The organism is Limnoraphis robusta BA-68 BA1, assembly GCF_034932365.1.
Taxonomy (GTDB): domain Bacteria; phylum Cyanobacteriota; class Cyanobacteriia; order Cyanobacteriales; family Microcoleaceae; genus Capilliphycus; species Capilliphycus robustus.
On the sequence record NZ_JAYGHR010000005.1, the window covers coordinates 144,041 to 163,327 of the forward strand.

Below are 19,287 nucleotides of genomic sequence, written 5' to 3' on the forward strand. Positions count from 1 at the left end.
GCTTTAACAAAAGTATAGAGTTCAGAACATTTCAGGAATAACTGTTGATCAGGCTGTAGTTTGATTCTGCTCAATACAAAAGCTCTGGTTTTTCAGGTTAAATGAACAGACCTCAACCTTTCTCTGTCTCTGCTGTCTCAACTCAAGCTTTCTGGAGATTCTTAATTTTTTCTCCCTTGCTATTAACCGGATGTCAACTCACTTTTTCCATTCCAGAACTTGAAGAAATTTCTCCCTTTGAAAGTAGCAATCAAGCTTCTTTTGTGATGAACACAATGACAGCCGGACAACAGGCTTATTATAATGCCAACGGTCATTTTGCTAGTTCCATTGAAAATCTTTCGGTTGATGTTAATCTTGAAACCAGAGAATATCGCTATAATGTCACGACAGTCGGAGACTTGGCTCAAACGGTTGTGATGACGGCCGCCGCTAAAGCAGAGGGACTGCCCAGTTATACGGGCGTGTTGACACACTCCCCCGTTTGAAAACGGGGGATTTTAGGGTCAAACAACAGTTGCAGGGAAACCCTGTCTTACACCGTCTAACCTAAGAGTCGATGCCCCGACTCTTTTAATATTTAGAGAGGCGTTTTCGTCACGTCCATTAACATTTGAACAGGACGGACAACGCCATTCTCTAACATTTAATTCCAACTTTTCTAGGACATGACCACAGTGGAAACAAGTCTTACTTGATGGATACCATTGATCGATAAATACAATTAATATACCTTTCTTAGTGGCAACCCATTCTAGTATTTCAATAAATTCACCAAAGGCTAGATCTCCTATTTTTCTACCCCAAAGCCTCTGCATTCCCTTGAGGTTTAAAGTCTCAAAACAGAGAACATCAAACTGTTCGGTGAGACGATGAGCAAGTTTCCAGAACCAGTCCCGGCGACGGTTAACAACCTTCTCGTGCTGTCTAACCAAACATTTCCTCGCTTTCTCCCAGTTGTTAGAACCTTTTCGCTTTTTGGATAAGCTTCGAGAAGCTTTCTTAACATCGTTAAGAGCTTGTTTTAGGAACTGCGGAGACTGTATTGAAAACCCTTCTGAACAGGTTAAAAACACCTTTAGCCCGAAATCAAATCCCGCGATTTTACCCGTCTCTGATTTAACTTCTGGTTTGTTGTTATTATCAACAACAACCACTAAAAACATCTCACCAAGAGGTGTTCTCTTGATCGTTACCGTTTTCACGCCTTCAATCGGTTGGGAATTCCAGAATTGATAGACTTTACTCCCAACCTTGATTCTGTTACCACCGAGGAATTTATATCCTGCTTGTTTCAAAGTGAATGATTTGTACTTTTTCACTTTCTTGAAATTAGGTGGTCGGACTCCTTTCTTGTTGTGTTTAAAGAACAATTGGTAGGCTTTCTCAATGCGTTGACAAATATCTTGCACCGCTTGAGAACCTACCAATTGCCAGAACTTGTTTCGCTTTCTTAATTTGGCAATATGTTTTTGAAGCTTGGCACAGTTTAGGTATCTGCCCCACATCCGGTAGTACCGTTTATGCAGGGCAACGCAGTGATTATAGATAACTCCTGCGGCGTTTATAGTGAGCTTGAGATATCTATTTCGCTTGTGTTGATAGAACTTAAACTTGAGCGTCTTCATGGTTTATGATTATCAAACAGAATTCAGGAGTCAGGAGCCAGAATTCCGAATTGAATTCTGTGCGAGTGGCAGATGAATAACTGGATTTAAGACCCCCGATAAATAGAAGATTTAGCGGTCTACAATCAGTGGCGGGTCCCAATCCCCCACTGATTGATTCTGACGGATGTATTCTGACGGATGTATTCTTCTTCAAAATATCATTGCTAATCTTTTTCACTGCCAAATAAATTGGGCTGCGCTCGCAGAGCAATCCCCCGATTAAAATGCGCTTGCTCTACGCTTCGCCACCGTAACAGTCGGACAAACAGAAGGGGGAGTGATGGCTTTCGCAAATGTTTGTCAAACAGATGAACCTTCTACCCAACCTCCCCCACTTTCAAGCACACCCATTCCCGGTGAAGGGTTAAAATGTCCTCCCGGTTCTAGTCCGGCACGCTCACGCTAAAACAAAATCAACTTCGTCTGCTCCCCCTGTCTCACCTTGGCCGGATGCTATTTTTTCGCCATTGACTTCTACCGCAAAAGGAGTATTATCTAAACCGGACATATTATAGTCGGTTTTATCACCTGTATATCCAACGCTGGCAATCATTTTCCGGCCAGCATCAGTATATTCAAAAGCCATCATTTGGTTTTTATCTTGCTTATTGTCCCGCGCCCAAATGACCATGTATTGTCCACCTTGGTAGTCAAATACTTTGGGTGAACGAGTGGGTACATAACGTCCGGGATCACCAAAGCTAGTATCTAAAAATGATTGTACAGAATCATCTTGGACAACAGCATAACTCACTTGGCCAGGTGGAGTTTCTGCTTCGTTAACATCTCCTTGACTTTCGTCTGGGGCTTCTTCTTTGTTGCGGTTTTTGAAGTAATCAACTGCCATTTTTGTTCCAATTGCACCAACGGTAGCAATACCTGCACCAGCAAGAATGTTGCGAAGTCTATTCATAGTCTTTTTTGACGATATACAATGGTTTTGTTGGCATCTATCACAACCAACGAAAGAATTGTATCAAACTTTGCAGAAAAAATCGCGATTTTTGACAAAAAGTATTTCGACTGGACAGATTTTTTCCTCTGATCGAATCGATTATAATTTTGGACTACCGGAGATTACATCTATCAACTTTTTTTATATGGCCCAATATCTATAAAGCTTAATCGCGGTATTTGACTGCTGTCCCACTTGCTGCTACCATCAGCATACTTCCACCGCCACTGGAGTTAATGGTTTCATAATCTAAATCTATCCCAATAATTGCATTCGCACCCAGGGTAAGGGCTGCTTGTTCCATTTCTTTTATAGCGGTTTCTTTAGCTTCGCGCAAGGATTTTTCATAGGCGGCTGACCTTCCCCCAACAACATCCCGAATACTGGCAAAAAAGTCTCTAAAAACATTTGCACCTAAAATCGCTTCTCCACTGACAATCCCACAATATTGAATAATCTGTTTGTTTTCAAGTGTGCCTGTTGTTGTTAAAATCATCTCTAATTTTTAACACCCATCAAATGTTCTCTCCTGATTGTATAATTAGGAAATGAGATTGTCAATCGATCAGCATTAGAGGTCAAAAAAGTTAACTTTACTCCTCAACTTAAACTAAGCCTAGCTCCTTTTTAATTTCTGTTAAGGGCTTTTCCCAATTTTCCTCAAACCGATAACTGAGCAAAAATTTTGCTTTTTTTCCTAACAATCGACCAACCCGAAGATTGGTAAAAATCTCTGGAATTTGTTGAGGAGCGAATAAAGGATAAAGGATGATAGCCATCGCCAATGAAACCTTTAAAGTCAGGCTATAGTTTTGTTCAGCCGCAAAGGCTAAAACTCCGATTTCTCCAGCGTAACTGGTATCAAACCCTAACAACACATGAAAAATATCGTGAGTGATTGAATATCGCAGAGAAAAAACATTTTTTTCGGCAATTTTACTCACTTCTGGGCTGATTTCAAAGGGTTTAAGATGATTCCGTTTCATGTGTTCAGCATATTGATAACCCAAAGTTTGGGGTGGAAGCTGACTTAATTTTTCTAAATCGATAGGCGGGTGATAACCGATAACCGACTGCATTTTTGATTCATGTTTCGGATTGAGTTTAACGCCAAAAGCTTCTGCTTTTAGAATGGCAACATCTCCTAAATAGTCAGTCGTTTTGGCGATTTTAATAGCTTGAAAGAACTGTTTGATATTAATCTCCATTTCAGTTTCCTCCGGGTTTAGACAATTCAAGTCCAATCTTTCTCTACTTATTTCGCTGTTCAGTTTGATTAACTGTTTGATCTAACCAGTTTAAAAGCCGTTTAGAGAGTTTGTATTGACCGTTGAAAATTTCGTCAGAGATCACAATCAGGCTTAATAAAATTGAGAATGAGATAAATTCCATCGTTTTGCATCTAAATTAACCTTCTATGATTAACTATGATGTTTGTATAGAGGTTTGACCAGGGAACATAGGAAAGTTAAGCTGGAAGTTACAGAATTTTATTGAAAAAAGAATGTTATAGCGCTACGCGCTAGGGAACAGGGAACAGGGAACAGGGAACAGCAGACTATGAAAGGGTTTCAGAATTTAGAAATGTCCTAACCAATTTGCGTAGCGCTATATATCATATTAAAAGAGACACAAGAGCGATCGCGTCAATTAATCAGTACAATCAATTCAGCGATCGCTCTTGTCACAATGATATCCCTCTTCTGTCAGTCTCCTATAAGTAAAATTAGAAAATAAACCACACGGGTAGCTAGAAGGGGGATAAGGTAATGGATGTAGAATTACAGATTATCAAACATTTGGCTAGAGATGCACAAGCAACAGTTTCAGTGATTGATGAATATTGCCAAGGTTATAAAGATTTATTCCCTGAAGTTAGAAGTTACGAATGTTTTAAATACTTACATCTAGGAATCATCTCACCAATTCCGAGAAAATCTTTACCCGAAATTGCTAAAATAGTAGGAATTAGTTCCCCGCAGTCACTTCATCACTTTTTAGCTAATTCGCCTTGGTCAGTGAAGGAACTAAAAGAAAGAAGATTAGCGCAAACTCTGAAAGCATTGAAAAGCCAGAAGATTATAGTAATAATTGATGAGACAGGAGACCGGAAAAAGGGTAAGAAAACCGACTATGTTGCCAGACAATACTTGGGGAGTGTGGGCAAAGTAGATCGGGGAATAGTATCAGTTAATGCTTATGGTGTTTATAAAAATATAACTTTTCCTTTGGTTTTTAGAGTGTTTAAACCCCAAAGAACACTGAAAGAAGGAAACATCTATAAAACCAAGATTGAAATTGCATCGGAAATCATAACAGAGTTAGTTGATTTTGGATTTCAGATTGAATTAGTTTTAGCGGATAGCCTCTATGGTGAAAGCAGTTTATTTATCAGTAAATTAGATGAATTTGAATTACCTTGGGTGTTGGCAATAAGAAGTAATCATGGAGTCTGGATGCTTGACCATGAGAAAGTTAGAGCCAATAAGTGGTGTAAATTTGAGAGGGTTTTTAGCAATCAAAAATCAGACACAAGATATATTAGAGAAATCATATTTGGTAAAAAGAGTACGAGAACCTATTGGGAAATCACCACAGATCCAGAAACAATACCAGAGACATTAACTTCCTTTGTGATGACAAACTTAACAGAAAAGAGGAGCCAGATTAAAAAGACATTAGGTAATCTATATGGGTTAAGAACATGGGTAGAATATGGATTTCGACAATGCAAACAAGAACTAGGTTGGACTGATTATCGATTAACGGATTTTCAAAACATAGAAAAGTGGTGGGAAATTATTTTCTGTGTGTATTTAATGATTAGTTTAAACTCGGAAGTTTTCCGCTCTTTAAATCAATGCAGTCAAAGAGAATCTGAGAGCCAAAAAACTACTATTGATTGATCGACTCACCAACGATGGAATCAGAAAGAGGGATGGAAAAATATTTTAAATAATTTACGTTTAATTATTCAACCTACGATTATATTATGGTTAATTGCTGCGTGGCTAGATGTTTTTCCTGACCGTTATTTATTGCTGGGTTTTCATAAATTAATTCAGAATATTAATCAATCTCAATCTTACTTTCCCAATGGGTAACTCTACTTTTTATTACTTGTTGATTTCGGAGACTGACAGAAGAGGGATATGTGGAATTTGTCGATTCATGGTTAGAGATACCCATGCAATCAAAACACATATATTTTGTTCACTTCAAGCTTTCGTGAAATTGGAGTTTATGCGCTCTGAAAACATAATTAGCAATTGGTATGAAGTACAGAGAAATCTGTTTACTTCTGTTATCCGTGAGCATATTTTTGCTAACATTGGCAAGAATATCATTGTCTAGACTACATGAATGATGTTTTTTGTCAATGCGTAAGTCCTATACTCATGTTTTAATTAGTGCTTTTGCCTAGTTTTTACATATTGCATCATCACCGAATTTAAAGTAAAAAAAGTTATTTTTTCTCGTTCTTGTGTCTCCAATAAAAATCGCATACACAGGGACTTTATTGCATTAATTAAGTCGGAATGGGATAATTGTGTTTTGTTTAATATTTCTGCTAGAGTGAGTGCCTCTGTTTCTTGGGAAAGCTGAGTAATTACCGTAATTTCTTCCTCTGTTAATCTTCCCAAAAGTTGCTCTAAACGCAATTGTAATGATTTATCTAAAAGGGGCATATCATATTGCAAAAAATCAGTGACTTTACCGCTAAATAATTCTCGAATCAGGGCGGCGGTTATATTTAACCAGAGAGGGTTGCCTTGATAGATATTAATTAGAGTTTCCCAGGTTTCTGCTTCTAATAATTGATATGAGCTTAAAATCTCTTTCGCGCCTAGACCTAAACCCCCTAAAACTAAAGAATGAATAGGGGAATTTGATTTTTCTAATTCGGCAATTTCCCTAGGTTTTTCCGAACTAATTAACAGGAAACAACTATTATGATTAACTTCGGTGATTTGTTTAAAAAATAACTGATAATCTTCATAGCCTGATTTATATTCTCCAGCAAGTTGACCGCTGCTAAAAAGTGCCTGCACGTCATCGAGAATAATTAGACATCGGTATTTTCGCAGATAATCGAGAGTTTGGGAAATTTTGGTTTCGATATTTTGGGGTATTTCTGATGATTCGGAGAAAATTTTTAGGATTTGGGAAAGATATTGTTCTAAGGTTGGGGAAAAGCGCAGACTCCGATAGATAATGTAATCAAATTGGGTTTTGATTGGGTCAATTAGGCAAAGGGCAAGGGTGGTTTTGCCAATACCACTGATTCCTAGAAGTGCAATTAAGCGTGTACGATCTTGTGTTATCCAGTTTTCGAGGGTGGAGAGTTGGGGAGTGCGATCGTAAAAGCTGAATATTTCGGGTGCGTCGCCTAAGTCTATGTGGAGTTGTTTGGGAGTTTGTTCGGGGTTTTGCGTTTCTGTTGGACTTCTCGCCCTTTCTTGACAAACATTGACGTGATTAACTGTTACATTATCGTTTCCGATAGTTTGCGAATAATTATAAAACTTTGCTCTTTCTAGTATTGCTCTAACATTAACTTTACTAACTTCTTCGCCGAAGACATCTGATAATATCTTCCATAATTCAGAAGCAGCAACCCTAACATAACCTTCACTACAATCACGATCCTGCGCTACTTTTGTTGCATATTTTCGACCTTGGATCGCTTCTTTTAAAATAGCTTCTTGCAGGTCATCTAAATGCTTCCCTGTTTTGGAAAAAACTTTTTCATCAGCAAATCTTAAGACTTCCTTAAGCTCCATAGATCGCGTTTGGGGTAATTTTTTGTCATTATAACTTATTTTTTATAACATTTTAGATAACAAAACATAACATTTTCTAACGCAATGAAGGAGGCGATGGGGAAATGGGGGCGTTGTATGATTTTTGGTGTTGAGGTTGGTTGCACTGAGAGCGATCGGGCTACATCCGGGCTTGTCGATATTTCTGGCATTTGCGGGTGTCTGAGGGTAATTCCCACCAGCCCTAACGACAAATACTTATATTTTGACAGATTCAGTAGAAAGAGGAGCAAAATGTCATGTCGGAGAATATGGATCATAAAATAACTAGCTTGAAAGAGCAGATTAACTACGAACTAGCAAAAGGTTCTTCCTCGTCAACCAGCACTAGGGATGCTCTGATCGCTCAAATAGCTGCTTATCTTGCTAATGCTGATTTAACATCAAGCCAGAAAAGCACTTTACAAGGTTTGTATGCACAATTAGACGCTTTGAAAAACTCATAAGTGTGTCTTAAATCAACAGCATCTGTCTAGGTTTAAATTTGAAAAAAGTTAGTAGAAAAAACAGGAATTAGCATGGCACCTTACATTGATACGAAAGCTGCTGATGATAATCTTGATAGGATTGAAAATTGGATAATGATCCGCTTTGATGAAGATTCTTGGGGAGACTCAATTAGCGCAAAAAGAATATCAGAAGATACAGTTCATATCCTAACTTTAACCGTAAGCCCAGACAATGAAAATCAAGGTCGTGGTACAGCACTTGTTCAGAAGGTTTTTGACGAATTACCTAGTGATGTCAAGCAAGTTGTTGTAAAAACAAATGACAATCCTGGGTGGTGGTCACATATTAAGCCTAGAATTCGCGGTCGTGCAAACCTTGTCTTATAGTTCCATTTAACAATGGAAGGATTGATTGAGAAAATTTGCGATCGCCAACATTTATAGGAAAGGTTAAAGGTTAGGCGATCGCTCTCTCGAATCTAAGTAAAAACCGTCAAAAAGCGACTTAAATACATAGTTTATTGATTTTTATATTATTTGATAAGAGTTAAACAAAGGAGAAAATACTATGTCTGATAATGAATTTGAAAATGACTATAAAATAGCAGAAGCTCGTTATAAGCAAATGGCAATCCAAGCTAGTGACTTGCGATACGAAGCATTAGATAACTTGAACAAGGAAAATTATCTAGCAGCTATATATAATTGTAAAGATTATTTAAAACTAATAGAATCACTCCCAAGAATAGCAGTTAACTTATATTGTGGTGTCTCTTGTGAAATGTACAGTGGAGATTTAGTAATTTACACGGCTTCTGTTTTCAAAATACTCCATTTAGCTTATTTTTGTTGTGATGAAAAGAGAGTATTAGAATCTTTAATTTGTTTTCAAAAACTCAATCAAATCATTAATAAATATAGATTAGTAGAGCCAAAAAAAGCTAAAAACTGGTTAGAATACAAAGCACTGCTAGAAGCGATAAGAAGGATGTACTTTGAACTACAGAGTGATATAAAAAAGTATACAATAGACTTGGTAAAGTGTAATTTTTTAGATGCTAGTCTGGAAATAAATGAAGATATTGTATTAGCAAAATTTCCAAATATTGACAGTGAAAACTTTAGCTATTTGAAAAATTACTATCCGTTATTATTCCAAAAAAAACTTGATGAAAATCCAGAGGATGGTAAGGGGTGTGTTGCCATAGTTGCTGCGATTTTGTTTCCCCCACTGGGCGTATTTTTAAAGGTTGGGTTTGGCTTTCATTTTTGGGCAAACCTGGCGCTCTTGTTATTTTTGCGTTCATTGAACGTAGCTTCTAATCCGATCGCTACTGTTGGTGCGTGTATTCTCCTCATTATTCATGCTATTTGGGTGATTGTCAAGCACGATTAAAGTTAAGCAGTAGGGAAATGCGATCGCCTTTATCTTCCCCAAAAATGCGATCGCGCTTAATTTTCTGAAGTGCGATCGCCTTTCTTTTCCCTTCTAAAAATACTCCCTCAAATTCTCAAATTCTCCAACACTAAAACCGTTAACTCCGGTAAAGAAGGCAACCGCGCATCATTTGTCAAAAAAAATGAAGCACCCTCACAAATAGCTGTAGCCATTTGAATAGCATCGGGCGATCGCTTCTTAAGCTCTTTTTTATACATAAAACATTTATCGATAAGGATGCGTAATAATGACATTAATTCTGATCGTGATTGTGATTGCTACTATTGCTTACTTTGTCTTAGTCAATAAAAAGGAAAATGAAACTCCTAGTCTTCCTAGTATTAGTGAAAATAAATACCCGACTATTGATGAAAGTCAACTAAATGACGATCTAAGTTCAGCAGTAGGAATAGATTATCGAAACCTAAGAAATTTTCTCGCAGTTAAGGATTTTAAATCCGCTAATAAAGAAACTGAATCTATTTTCAAGGAGTTTTTCTTTATAGATATTGGAAGGGTTAGTGTTGACCCTGAGAGACCAAAAAGTATTCCTTGTACAGATATATGCACTATAGATAGACTCTGGGTAAAATATAGTAAAGGATATTTTGGTATTAGCGTTCAAGATGACATTTGGTCTGATATTTTCTTGAGTATGTACCTTAAGGAAAAAGATTTTGCTAATCGAGAAAAACTTGAAAAGACCGACGAACAACTTCGCCAAGTTGCTTTGTTTGAAAGTTGGCGTAAATTCAATAACAAATTAGGGTGGAAATCAGACATAAAATATATTTATGATTTTTCAGCACCAAAAGGGCATTTACCAGTCCTATATCATCCTCATAGTAACAGTTGTTACTGTGCTATGACAGTCTTATTTGATCGACTTCGTAAATGTCTTGAGTAGAAAAAAAGATACCTAAGCCCCGCGAACAAGTCGCCCAACTTAATCAAATGAATTCTATATAGCAATTTCTGCTCAAGAGTGAGGAAAATGCGATCGCCCCTTCTTTTACCTTCCAAAAATACTCCCTCAAATTCTCAAATTCTCCAACACTAAAACCGTTAACTCCGGTAAACAAGGCAACCGGGCATCATTTGTCAAAAAAAATGAAGCACCCTCACAGATAGCTGTAGCCATTTGAATAGCATCGGGCGATCGCAAACTATAAATTGCCCTCAGTTGTGCTGATTTTTCAGCAATATCTGGAGTTAATTCAACCACAGTTAAACTTTCTTGATTAAGCAATATTTCACGATATTCTTGAGCCAAGATAGTGTTTTTTTGTTGCAGGGGATGAACTAGAACTTCTAGTAGTGTTACTGTTGATGTCACCAGCCTAAAATCACCGAGATCAAACAATTTAAAGAAAAGTCGCATCATGTCTATATACTTGGGATTTCGCTCCATAAAGTAAATCAAAGGCGCGGTGTCTAATCCCACAACTTTTCCCTGTAACTGAGCTATCCATTCCATGAATTTCGTTCGTGATTCACATATTCTTGAGCATCAATCCCATGCCAAATTTCCTCACCCAATCCTTCTAATTCTAAAATACTCCGTTTAGGTTTAGGCTGAAATCGGTGACGAACATATACTAATAATTCAGAGATGAGTCGCAGTTGCTCATCTGGTGAAAGTCTCAGAACCTGAGTCAATACCGCACTGTAAGTAGACATAGATTCTTGATTAAGATTTTTGTGCTGACTGTTATTATACCAATTTAGGAGCGAGGGAAAAGCGATCGCCCTTATCTTTCCTAAAGTGCGATTAAACTTGACCAGGCAAATCCAACGCAATTAATAAAGCTTGATTCATCAGAAGTATTGCTTCATCACTAAGTATTCCTCGTAAACTCAATAAACGAGATTTAGATAATACCCGTACTTGATCGGCCATAGCGATAGAATCGTTGGTTAATCCACCGTCGGGAGCTTTAATTAATACCTGAGTGTTTTTATCCCTCTTCTGTCAGTCTCCGAGGAGTAAAATTAGAAAATAAACCTCTTCTGTCACTTTCCGGGTTTTCTTATGATTAGTAATTTCCGAAGCCACCGTATAGTCAACGATCTGAGATGGGACAGTCGCATTTTGACCCAGATCGCACCTTCAGGAATTTCTACTGGAAAAAAATGGCGAGATCGTCTGTCCTATCTACGCTTTGGAATTCAGAAAATACAAGGCTTTTCGGAGACTGACAAAAGAGGAATAAGTTAGCCGACAAAAGCAATAAAACTACTTTCCGTCAAAGCCGTCACCTGTATATCATTGAGAATTGCCAACTGTTGAGTGTCAAGACTGACAATTGTCGAAGTTCCACTTTGGGATAGAGTTAAATCATCAAAGCTTAAACCCCCGCCCAAAGCAATGAAATCAGTACCCAGTTGGAAATCTTGAATGGTGTCCGTACCACTATCGGAGAACAGAATAAACCGATCACTACCACTTCCACCCGAAATCAGGTCATTACCTTCATCCCCAAACAACCAATCATCCCCAAGTTCTCCGGCTAAAGTATCTTCCCCTAAACCGCCATAGAGAGTATCACTCTCGGTTCCCCCACAGAGACGGTCATTATCTTCATTACCAAACAGCAGATCCGAACCACTACCGCCACAGATTGTATCCCGTCCGGGACTCTGAGTGAAGGTTTCGTTGTCGTTGATATCGCCATAAATCGTATCGTTACCCTCATTGCCACAGAGATGGTCATTGCCCAAATCTCCGTACATCAGGTCATCTCCGGCTTCACCATAAACGAGGTCATCTTCTTTCCCCCCGCGAACCGTATCATTACCAACACCCCCACTGAGGGTATCATTACTACGACCACCATTGATCAAGTCATCACCTGCACCACCCCAGATGAAATCGATCATGCCAGGTAAACCCCGTTCCGGTTCAACTTCATTTTCATCAGCAGTGTCGCCAACTAGGGTGTCATTGCCTTCATCACCGTAGAGGGTGTCATTACCCAAATCACCCCAAACCATATCATCATTTTTCCCGCCGTAGGAAAAGTCATCTTGCTTACCGCTATACATCATGTCAGCGCCGGGGCCACCTTGAATTAAATCATTGTTAGCGTGGCCATAGAGAAAATCATCGTTCTCAAAGTTAGCGGAGGCTGCCAAGTCTTGAGTGCCGTTACTGCCAATTAGCGTGTCATTACCGTCGCCTCCAAGCAGAGAATCATTGCCTTCATCGCCAAACTTAAGGTCATCACCCTCGCCCCCATAGACGATATCATTGCCCTCAAAGGCTTCAATGCGGTCATCTCCGGCAAAGGCAAAGACCAGATCACTACCGACTGAACCCGGTATGGTATCACTTTGGGGTGTTCCATCAATACTACCTAAGCCATTAAACGCACTTGGAGTTAAACCAGAAGGTTCAGGTAGAGGGACAGTACCAAACTCGGGTAAGGGAGGACAGTCACAACCGCCATCATCAATGACTTCACCCCGAGGAATGGAATCATCTTCTTCTACAATTAGGCGTACAGTCGCGATGTTAGAAACAGCACCATCATTATCAGTCGCAGTGAAAGTGAAGCTGACATCACCTGTAAAGTTAGAGTCAGGTTCAAAAGTCAGTTGTCCTGCTTGAGAGGGTGTTAGACGTTCAACTTGATCTAAGCTGGTGATTTCTTCGCCATTGAGGAACAAAGTACCATTGGCAGGTAATTCCGTAATCGTGTAGAAATTAACTGAACCATCGCGATCTATAGCCGTTAACGGAGGAATGACAGAGGGAGTCCCATCATTGGGAATATTCGCCGTTTCATTCTCAGCTTCAGGCGGTAAGTTCCCAGACGGTAGAGAGGGAACGCCACCCCCTCCGGGAACATTCGGAACAGAGAAGGCGATAACCGGAACAGTAATGTTGGCAATATTAGAATTAGCGCCATCATCGTCTGTCACCGTATAACTAAAAGAGGCATTACCCGCAAAGCCAATATTAGGCCGGAATGTGAGATTATCAAGTTGATTGGGAGTTAACCGTTGAACCTGAATGGGGTCACTCACCGCCACACCATCAAGCAACAGAGTCCCTTCTGCGGGATTAGGTAATGTCAAGTTAATCAATTCTACGATGCCATCAGGGTCACTGAAGTTCGCCGCAGACAAAGGTAGAGGAATCGCAGCGCTATTGTTGAGAATTGATGAACTCTGAACATCCTCGGCTGTGGGCGGTTGATTGGCGTCGGGGCTAACGGTGACTGAAATATTAGCAGGTTCGGAAGTCGCGCCTAAATTATCCTGGACTGTAAAGGGAATGGTTACACTACCGCTAAAACCGTCAACGGGTTCAAAGGTAACTTGACCTTGATTATTAACGGAAAATCTTCCTTGGGGTAAAGTGACCTGCTGATCAATTTCTGGAGTCGTTGGATCAAGGTCAATCGTGCTTAATTCAACGTTTCCATCTGGATCGCTAAGATTATCAGCCAGATTAAAGGTGACAGGAGTTTCAAACGGGGTGTTAAGGCTTTCGGGCGTTGCTGTCGGAGGAACATTCGCTGGGGGTTCAACCGTAACCGTAACCCTGGCGATATCAGTATTCGTACCGTCACTCACCTGATAGACAAAGGTATCGATTCCGCTAAAACCCCTAGCAGGTGTATAAATTAACGATTGACCATCCTCAGAAGCAGTAATCGTACCTCCGTTAGCGGAGATTCCATCAAAACTCTCGATATTTAATGGATCGCCATCAGGGTCAATGTCATTTGCGATTACATTGATACTGACATTGGTATCTTGGGGGGTGGTGGCGCTGTCATCAACCGCTTCCGGTCGTAGTCCTTGATCGCTGACGTTAATGGTGACAGTAGCAATATCTGTGCCGCCTCGACCATCATTAATGGTGTAAGTAAAGGTGTCAGTCCCAACAAATCGATTGGCGGGTGTATAAATTAAGGATTGACCATCCTCAGAAGCAGTAATCGTACCTCCGTTAGCAGAGATTTCATCAAAACTCTCGATATTTAACGGATCATTTTCGGGGTCAGTATCATTGGTGAGAACATTAATAGTAACTGCTGTATTGACATCTGTCCGGCGTTCGTCATCAATAGCTGCTGGCTTTGTGTTTGTCGGTGGGTTAACGGTAATGGTGACAGTCGCAGTATCGCTATTATTACCGTCCGTCACCTCGTAGGTAAAGCTATCTGTTCCTGAAAAACCCGCAGGCGGTGTATAAACTAATGCCTCACCATTTTCAGAACGAGTAATGGTTCCACCGTTATCTGAAGTAGCTTCAAAAGTGCTAATCTCTAACGGATCATTTTCCGGGTCAACGTCATTGGCGAGAACGTTGATAGTAACATTGGTATCTTGGTCGGTGGTGGCTGTGTCATTGGCGGCGATCAGGGTTTGATCGGTTTCGACGTTAATCGTGACGGTTGCCGTATCGGTACCGCCGTTACCATCACTGATGGTATAAGTAAAGCTATCTGTTCCTGAGAAACCCGCAGGCGGTGTATAAACTAATGCCTGAGCATTTTGAGAACGAGTAATGGTGGCACCATTAGTTGAAGTGGCTTCAAAACTGCTAATCTCTAACGGATCATTTTCCGGGTCGCTATCATTACCCAAAACGTTAATTGTAATTGCGGTGTCAGAACGGGTTGAGCGTTCGTCATTAACCGCATCAGGAGCGGTATTTGCAGGTTCTTCAACGGTAATGGTAACGGTAGCTGTATCAGTACCCCCCTGACCATCGCTAATGGTGTAGCTAAAGCTATCATTACCCGTGAAACCCGCAGGTGGTGTATAGATTAACTGACCATTTTCAATAACAACTTGACCGCCATTGTCAGTATCTTGTTGGATATCTGCGATGCTTAACGAATTACCTTCTGGGTCAGTATCGTTACCCAAAACGTTGAGGGTAATCGGTGTGTTAAACCCAGTTGTAGCACTGTCATCTACTGCATTCGGAGGTTGATTCCCAGGAGCATTAACTGTAATATTAATCGCTGCGGGAGCTGAGGGTGTACCGTTATTATCCTGTACGGTGTAGTTAATCGTTGAGTTTCCCGTAAACCCTGTTTCGGGAACAAAGGTAACAAGCCCTGTATTATCAACATTGTAGCTGCCAACTCCCGGAATGATTCGGCTTGTTTGTTGTCCGGGACTATCCGGGTCAAGGTCTACGGTTGTCGGGTTAATATTACCATCGCTGTCGGTGTCGTTGTTGGTAATATTGAAGCTGGTTGCCGTATTAGATGCTGTGGTTTGACTATCAGGATTAGCAACCGGCGGGGTATTAACAGGAGGATTAACTGTAATATTAATCGCTGCGGGAGCTGAGGGCGTACCGTTATTATCCTGTACGGTGTAGTTAATCGTTGAGTTTCCCGTAAACCCTGTTTCGGGAATAAAGGTAACAAGCCCTGTATTATCAACACTGTAGCTGCCAACTCCCGGAATGATTCGGCTTGTTTGTTGTTCGGGACTATCCGGGTCAAGGTCTACGGTTGTTGGGTTAATATTACCATCGCTGTCGGTGTCGTTGTTGGTAATATTGAAGCTGATTGGCGTATTAGATGCTGTGGTTTGACTATCAGGATTAGCAACCGGCGGGGTATTAACAGGAGCATTAACTCTAATATTAATCGCTGCGGGAGCTGAGGGCGTACCGTTATTATCCTGTACGGTGTAGTTAATCGTTGAGTTTCCCGTAAACCCTGTTTCGGGAACAAAGGTAACAAGCCCTGTATTATCAACGCTGTAGCTGCCAACTCCGGGAATGATTCGGCTTGTTTGTTGTCCGGGACTATCCGGGTCAAGGTCTACGGTTGTTGGGTCAATATTACCATCGCTGTCGGTGTCGTTGTTGGTAATATTGAAGCTGGTTGGCGTATTAGATGCTGTGGTTTGACTATCAGGATTAGCAACCGGCGGGGTATTAACAGGAGGATTAACTGTAACATTAATCGCTGCGGGAGCTGAGGGTGTACCGTTATTATCCTGTACGGTGTAGTTAATCGTTGAGTTTCCGGTAAACCCTGTTTCGGGAACAAAGGTAACAAGCCCTGTATTATCAACATTGTAGCTGCCAACTCCGGGAATGATTCGGCTTGTTTGTTGTCCGGGACTCTCTGGGTCAAGGTCTACGGTTGTCGGGTCAATATTACCATCGCTGTCGGTGTCGTTGTTGGTAATATTGAAGCTGGTTGGCGTATTAGATGCTGTGGTTTGACTATCAGGATTAGCAATCGGTGGGGTATTAACAGGAGGATTAACTGTAACGGTAACAGTCGCCGTGGTTGTATCCTGACCATCAGTAATGGTGTAAACAAAGGTATCTTCACCACTAAATCCCGGATTGGGTGTATAGATGATCAAATCATCTGTCGTGTCATTAGGTGTACCGTTATCGTTGAGAGTCGCAGCACCGTTGGCAGGAGTTGTAATCTCCTCACCAGGAGCAATGCTAATACTTATCGGCTGAGGGCTATTGTCGGGGTCATTATCGTTGTCTAAAACAGGGATAGGAACTGCTATCCCGGGATCTGTTGTCGCTGTATCATCTCCAGCCACAGGAGGAAAATTAACATCTTGGCGTCGATAAACAACACCCCCTCCAACTAAGTCTAAACCCCCTCGCTGATCCGCAGAGCCTCTATCATCAGAGGTTGTGGTCGGAAAATTGGTTAATCCAACTAAGTCGTTGTCCTGATCGATATCTGGGGGAAACAGAGCATAGCCGAAAAACTCATTACCCCCAGCATTTTCACCTAACAAGTCTTCGTAGCTGATAAAAATACCCGCAATATTTTGCTCTGAGATTGGTGGTGGGGACTCAATACTATCTTGACCTTCTTCTTGACGCAGAACTCTTGTGCTAAATCCAGTATCAGATTCACCCCAATCATCTGCCGCAAAAGAAAGTAAAGGGCCAAACGCAGTCGGCTCACCAGTATTTGAATCTAATCCGGTAATCGCAGCTATTTTGAAATAATCATTACCTCCCCTCTCCAGGATCAGAAAACCGATACCATCTAGATTGCTTTCAGGAATGGTTAAACCTCTTGTCGAGATGTAATCAACTCGTTCAATATTGTTGATGTTTCCATCTCCATTGTCTTGGTTAGCGAAAATATTATCTGTGCCTCGGTTGATAATTTCACTAAACAAAGCGATTTCCATCGCTTCCTGATCGGTAGTAGATTCAGCCTGATTAGGAGCTAGATTAATCGTTGTGCTGTTGCTATTACCTCCTTGTTCATACCAAATGATTTGTCGATCACCCTGAACTTGATTATTGGGTAGTCGCTTCAACTCAAACTCGTCAAGTCTACCTGCTGATAGAAATTGGATGCCGCTTTCATCTTCAAAGCTTGTGATTTGCAGGTTACTACCTACCCCAAAGTTATAAGTGACTGTGCCGCTAGTAATGGTGCTGTCTGGAGCCTCTAGAGGCTCCGTGTTGAGATTACTAATCGGAAGGGGTAAAGTGTAGTTATAGTTGGCGATCGCTTCTGAAGTTAGAGCTAACGTTACATCAAATTCATCGGTTTTGACTTCTAAATTCCAGTCTCCACCTAACGCGGCGTTACCTGTTTTGTTGGCTGAAGCGGCAATTTTCGCTCCGGTAATTTGATGGAGTTTTTCAAGAAATTCAATCCCGGCGTCTCCGGCTGCAACGTTACAACCATAGAGTAATAAGCTGTTTGCACACCAGGTTTGCAGTGAGTTTGCGTAGAGGTTGAGGGTATCAAGGCTGAGTTGAGTATTTCCGAGTTGTAAGCAACCCGGAGAACCATGAGAAATGATGTGAATTTCACAGAGATCCTTATATTCCCCGAGAGCTTGAGTGATCTGTTTCACCCCATTTTCAGTAGAGTCGAGGAGAATCACCTTTACTGTGGGTACAATGCCTTTCAGTAACTTCTCATAATCTTCTACTTGGGCATCAACAATAACAATAACCTCTGTTTTGCGGGCGGCAATTGAAATCGAAGAATATGTTTCTGGAGACTTTTTAAAAGATTCCGGATTCTTCCCTAGAAGTTGAGAAATTGTAGAGTAGGAAGCTTGAGTATTGCCTGATTCTGAAAACATCATTTCGATTAATTAATAAAAACTAGATTCAACAGAGACTCTCCTCTGAAAGATTTGCAGAGGATGATCTTAATGGTGTGGATTATTTTTACTTCAGCCGAGGCTGGGTGTTCTGTAGAACTCCCTGATTGCAGAAGTGTTAGCTTCTTTTGCTAATTGTTTGCCGGCAAGTCAGTCTTTTTTGAGGGTTTCAAGCTGAGATAAATTTCTGAAAAATTAAAAGTTTTTCAGATGTTTTTCAGGCGTTTAAATTGTCTGTTTCAAGCGGAAAATAGTAGGGTGAATTAATTCAGCTTTATTGATTTAATTTTACCGAACAAAACAACCCAATATTACTAATTTAGAGGTTTTTTTTAAGAATCACAATTTAGAGGTTTCGTGAAAATCTAAGCTCGAACCTCAAACCTCTTGGTTTACAGAGATTCTTGCGATCAGCTTCTACAGTTTTTGCTTCAAGTGAAGTGGAAAACTGCTGCGATCGCTCAACTTTAGCTTGCTCATCTGTACAACTCCCCCATCAGTGTAACCGAGCTGTGTATCTGATTCACTGATTTCTCAGTAATATCACTTACAGGTATAGCCGCTCTTGATCTTTATCCGTGTTTTCACGTATGGCAGTTCATAAACTGTCATAGTATATCTTGACAAAAGAAGAATTTTATGTATTAATAAATACTTACGTTTTGTTATATCTTGATGTATAAAAAGCTATATAATAGATGAAATAAAGTAATCATAGGCTTTGGGATTTTTAACTAAGCCGACGGGAAGTCCCCCACCATAGCTGTACTCAGCTTGGTGGTGGGATGAAAGTCGGGGAAAACGGAGGGACGTAGTTTTCCAAATCTTCCGATATCGTTACTGTTTTATGTATAAT

General features: G+C 40.4%; 15 protein-coding genes and 3 pseudogenes. 8 read left to right on the top strand and 10 right to left on the bottom strand.

The features are described 5' to 3' along the window. Positions 1–101 precede the first annotated feature (101 nt). Positions 102–488 carry a type IV pilin-like G/H family protein gene (locus VB836_RS04425; protein ID WP_323218182.1) on the top strand — a complete coding sequence of 129 codons (387 nt, stop codon included), beginning with the start codon at positions 102–104 and terminating at the stop codon, positions 486–488. 18 nt (positions 489–506) lie between these two features. Here the strand turns inward: VB836_RS04425 and VB836_RS04430 are convergent, their stop codons facing one another. Further along, positions 507–1,628, bottom strand: coding sequence for an RNA-guided endonuclease InsQ/TnpB family protein (locus tag VB836_RS04430; RefSeq protein WP_323218183.1), 1,122 nt, complete (start codon positions 1,626–1,628; stop codon positions 507–509). A gap of 322 nt (positions 1,629–1,950) precedes the next feature. Between VB836_RS04430 and VB836_RS04435 the strand changes: the two genes are divergently transcribed. Beyond that, a complete protein-coding gene (locus VB836_RS04435; protein WP_323218184.1) occupies positions 1,951–2,076 on the top strand; it encodes a hypothetical protein in 126 nt (41 codons plus the stop codon). Here VB836_RS04435 and VB836_RS04440 read toward each other — a convergent pair. From VB836_RS04440 to VB836_RS04450, 3 genes are all read right to left on the bottom strand, one after another. Then, complete coding sequence (locus tag VB836_RS04440) at positions 2,068–2,583, bottom strand: hypothetical protein (RefSeq protein ID WP_323218185.1); 516 nt, start codon at positions 2,581–2,583, stop codon at positions 2,068–2,070. The genes VB836_RS04435 and VB836_RS04440 overlap by 9 nt on opposite strands. 208 nt (positions 2,584–2,791) lie before the next feature. Then, positions 2,792–3,121 (bottom strand): heavy metal-binding domain-containing protein, encoded by a 330-nt coding sequence (locus VB836_RS04445; RefSeq protein ID WP_323218186.1) that lies wholly within the window; start codon positions 3,119–3,121, stop codon positions 2,792–2,794. A 109-nt stretch (positions 3,122–3,230) separates the two neighbouring features. Continuing rightward, positions 3,231–3,833 carry a Coq4 family protein gene (locus VB836_RS04450; protein WP_323218187.1) on the bottom strand — a complete coding sequence of 201 codons (603 nt, stop codon included), beginning with the start codon at positions 3,831–3,833 and terminating at the stop codon, positions 3,231–3,233. A 561-nt stretch (positions 3,834–4,394) separates the two neighbouring features. Here VB836_RS04450 and VB836_RS04455 point away from each other — a divergent pair. Then, positions 4,395–5,729, top strand: a pseudogene (locus VB836_RS04455) (IS701 family transposase). Between the two features lie 46 nt (positions 5,730–5,775). Continuing rightward, a pseudogene (locus VB836_RS04460) lies at positions 5,776–5,979 on the top strand (hypothetical protein); the annotation flags it as partial. A gap of 53 nt (positions 5,980–6,032) precedes the next feature. Here VB836_RS04460 and VB836_RS04465 read toward each other — a convergent pair. After that, positions 6,033–7,409 carry an ATP-binding protein gene (locus tag VB836_RS04465; protein WP_323218188.1) on the bottom strand — a complete coding sequence of 459 codons (1,377 nt, stop codon included), beginning with the start codon at positions 7,407–7,409 and terminating at the stop codon, positions 6,033–6,035. A 278-nt stretch (positions 7,410–7,687) separates the two neighbouring features. Between VB836_RS04465 and VB836_RS04470 the strand changes: the two genes are divergently transcribed. The 3 genes from VB836_RS04470 (at position 7,688) to VB836_RS04480 (ending at position 9,293) form a co-directional block, all read left to right on the top strand. After that, positions 7,688–7,894, top strand: coding sequence for a hypothetical protein (locus tag VB836_RS04470; RefSeq protein WP_323218189.1), 207 nt, complete (start codon positions 7,688–7,690; stop codon positions 7,892–7,894). Positions 7,895–7,966: 72 nt separating this feature from the next. Beyond that, positions 7,967–8,284, top strand: a complete 318-nt coding sequence (locus VB836_RS04475) for a hypothetical protein (protein ID WP_323218190.1) — start codon at positions 7,967–7,969, stop codon at positions 8,282–8,284. 181 nt (positions 8,285–8,465) lie between these two features. After that, a complete protein-coding gene (locus VB836_RS04480; protein ID WP_323218191.1) occupies positions 8,466–9,293 on the top strand; it encodes a YqaE/Pmp3 family membrane protein in 828 nt (275 codons plus the stop codon). 107 nt (positions 9,294–9,400) lie between these two features. Here VB836_RS04480 and VB836_RS04485 read toward each other — a convergent pair whose 3' ends face one another. Beyond that, a complete protein-coding gene (locus tag VB836_RS04485; RefSeq protein ID WP_323218192.1) occupies positions 9,401–9,553 on the bottom strand; it encodes a PIN domain nuclease in 153 nt (50 codons plus the stop codon). A 29-nt stretch (positions 9,554–9,582) separates the two neighbouring features. Between VB836_RS04485 and VB836_RS04490 the strand changes: the two genes are divergently transcribed. After that, positions 9,583–10,242 (top strand): GUN4 domain-containing protein, encoded by a 660-nt coding sequence (locus tag VB836_RS04490; RefSeq protein ID WP_323218193.1) that lies wholly within the window; start codon positions 9,583–9,585, stop codon positions 10,240–10,242. A 126-nt stretch (positions 10,243–10,368) separates the two neighbouring features. On the opposite strand, the gene VB836_RS04495 is transcribed toward VB836_RS04490, so the two are convergent. The 4 genes and pseudogenes from VB836_RS04495 to VB836_RS04510 all read right to left on the bottom strand — a co-directional run bounded on the left by VB836_RS04495 (position 10,369) and on the right by VB836_RS04510 (position 18,413). Beyond that, positions 10,369–10,812 carry a type II toxin-antitoxin system VapC family toxin gene (locus VB836_RS04495; protein ID WP_323218194.1) on the bottom strand — a complete coding sequence of 148 codons (444 nt, stop codon included), beginning with the start codon at positions 10,810–10,812 and terminating at the stop codon, positions 10,369–10,371. Beyond that, positions 10,800–11,015 carry a hypothetical protein gene (locus VB836_RS04500; RefSeq protein WP_026788659.1) on the bottom strand — a complete coding sequence of 72 codons (216 nt, stop codon included), beginning with the start codon at positions 11,013–11,015 and terminating at the stop codon, positions 10,800–10,802. The genes VB836_RS04495 and VB836_RS04500 overlap by 13 nt, the downstream gene beginning before the upstream one ends. 91 nt (positions 11,016–11,106) lie before the next feature. After that, positions 11,107–11,289, bottom strand: a pseudogene (locus VB836_RS04505) (type II toxin-antitoxin system PemK/MazF family toxin); the annotation flags it as partial. A gap of 260 nt (positions 11,290–11,549) precedes the next feature. Beyond that, entirely contained in the window at positions 11,550–18,413 is a 6,864-nt protein-coding gene (locus VB836_RS04510) for an Ig-like domain-containing protein (protein WP_323218196.1), read from the bottom strand. Positions 18,414–19,287: the final 874 nt, after the last annotated feature.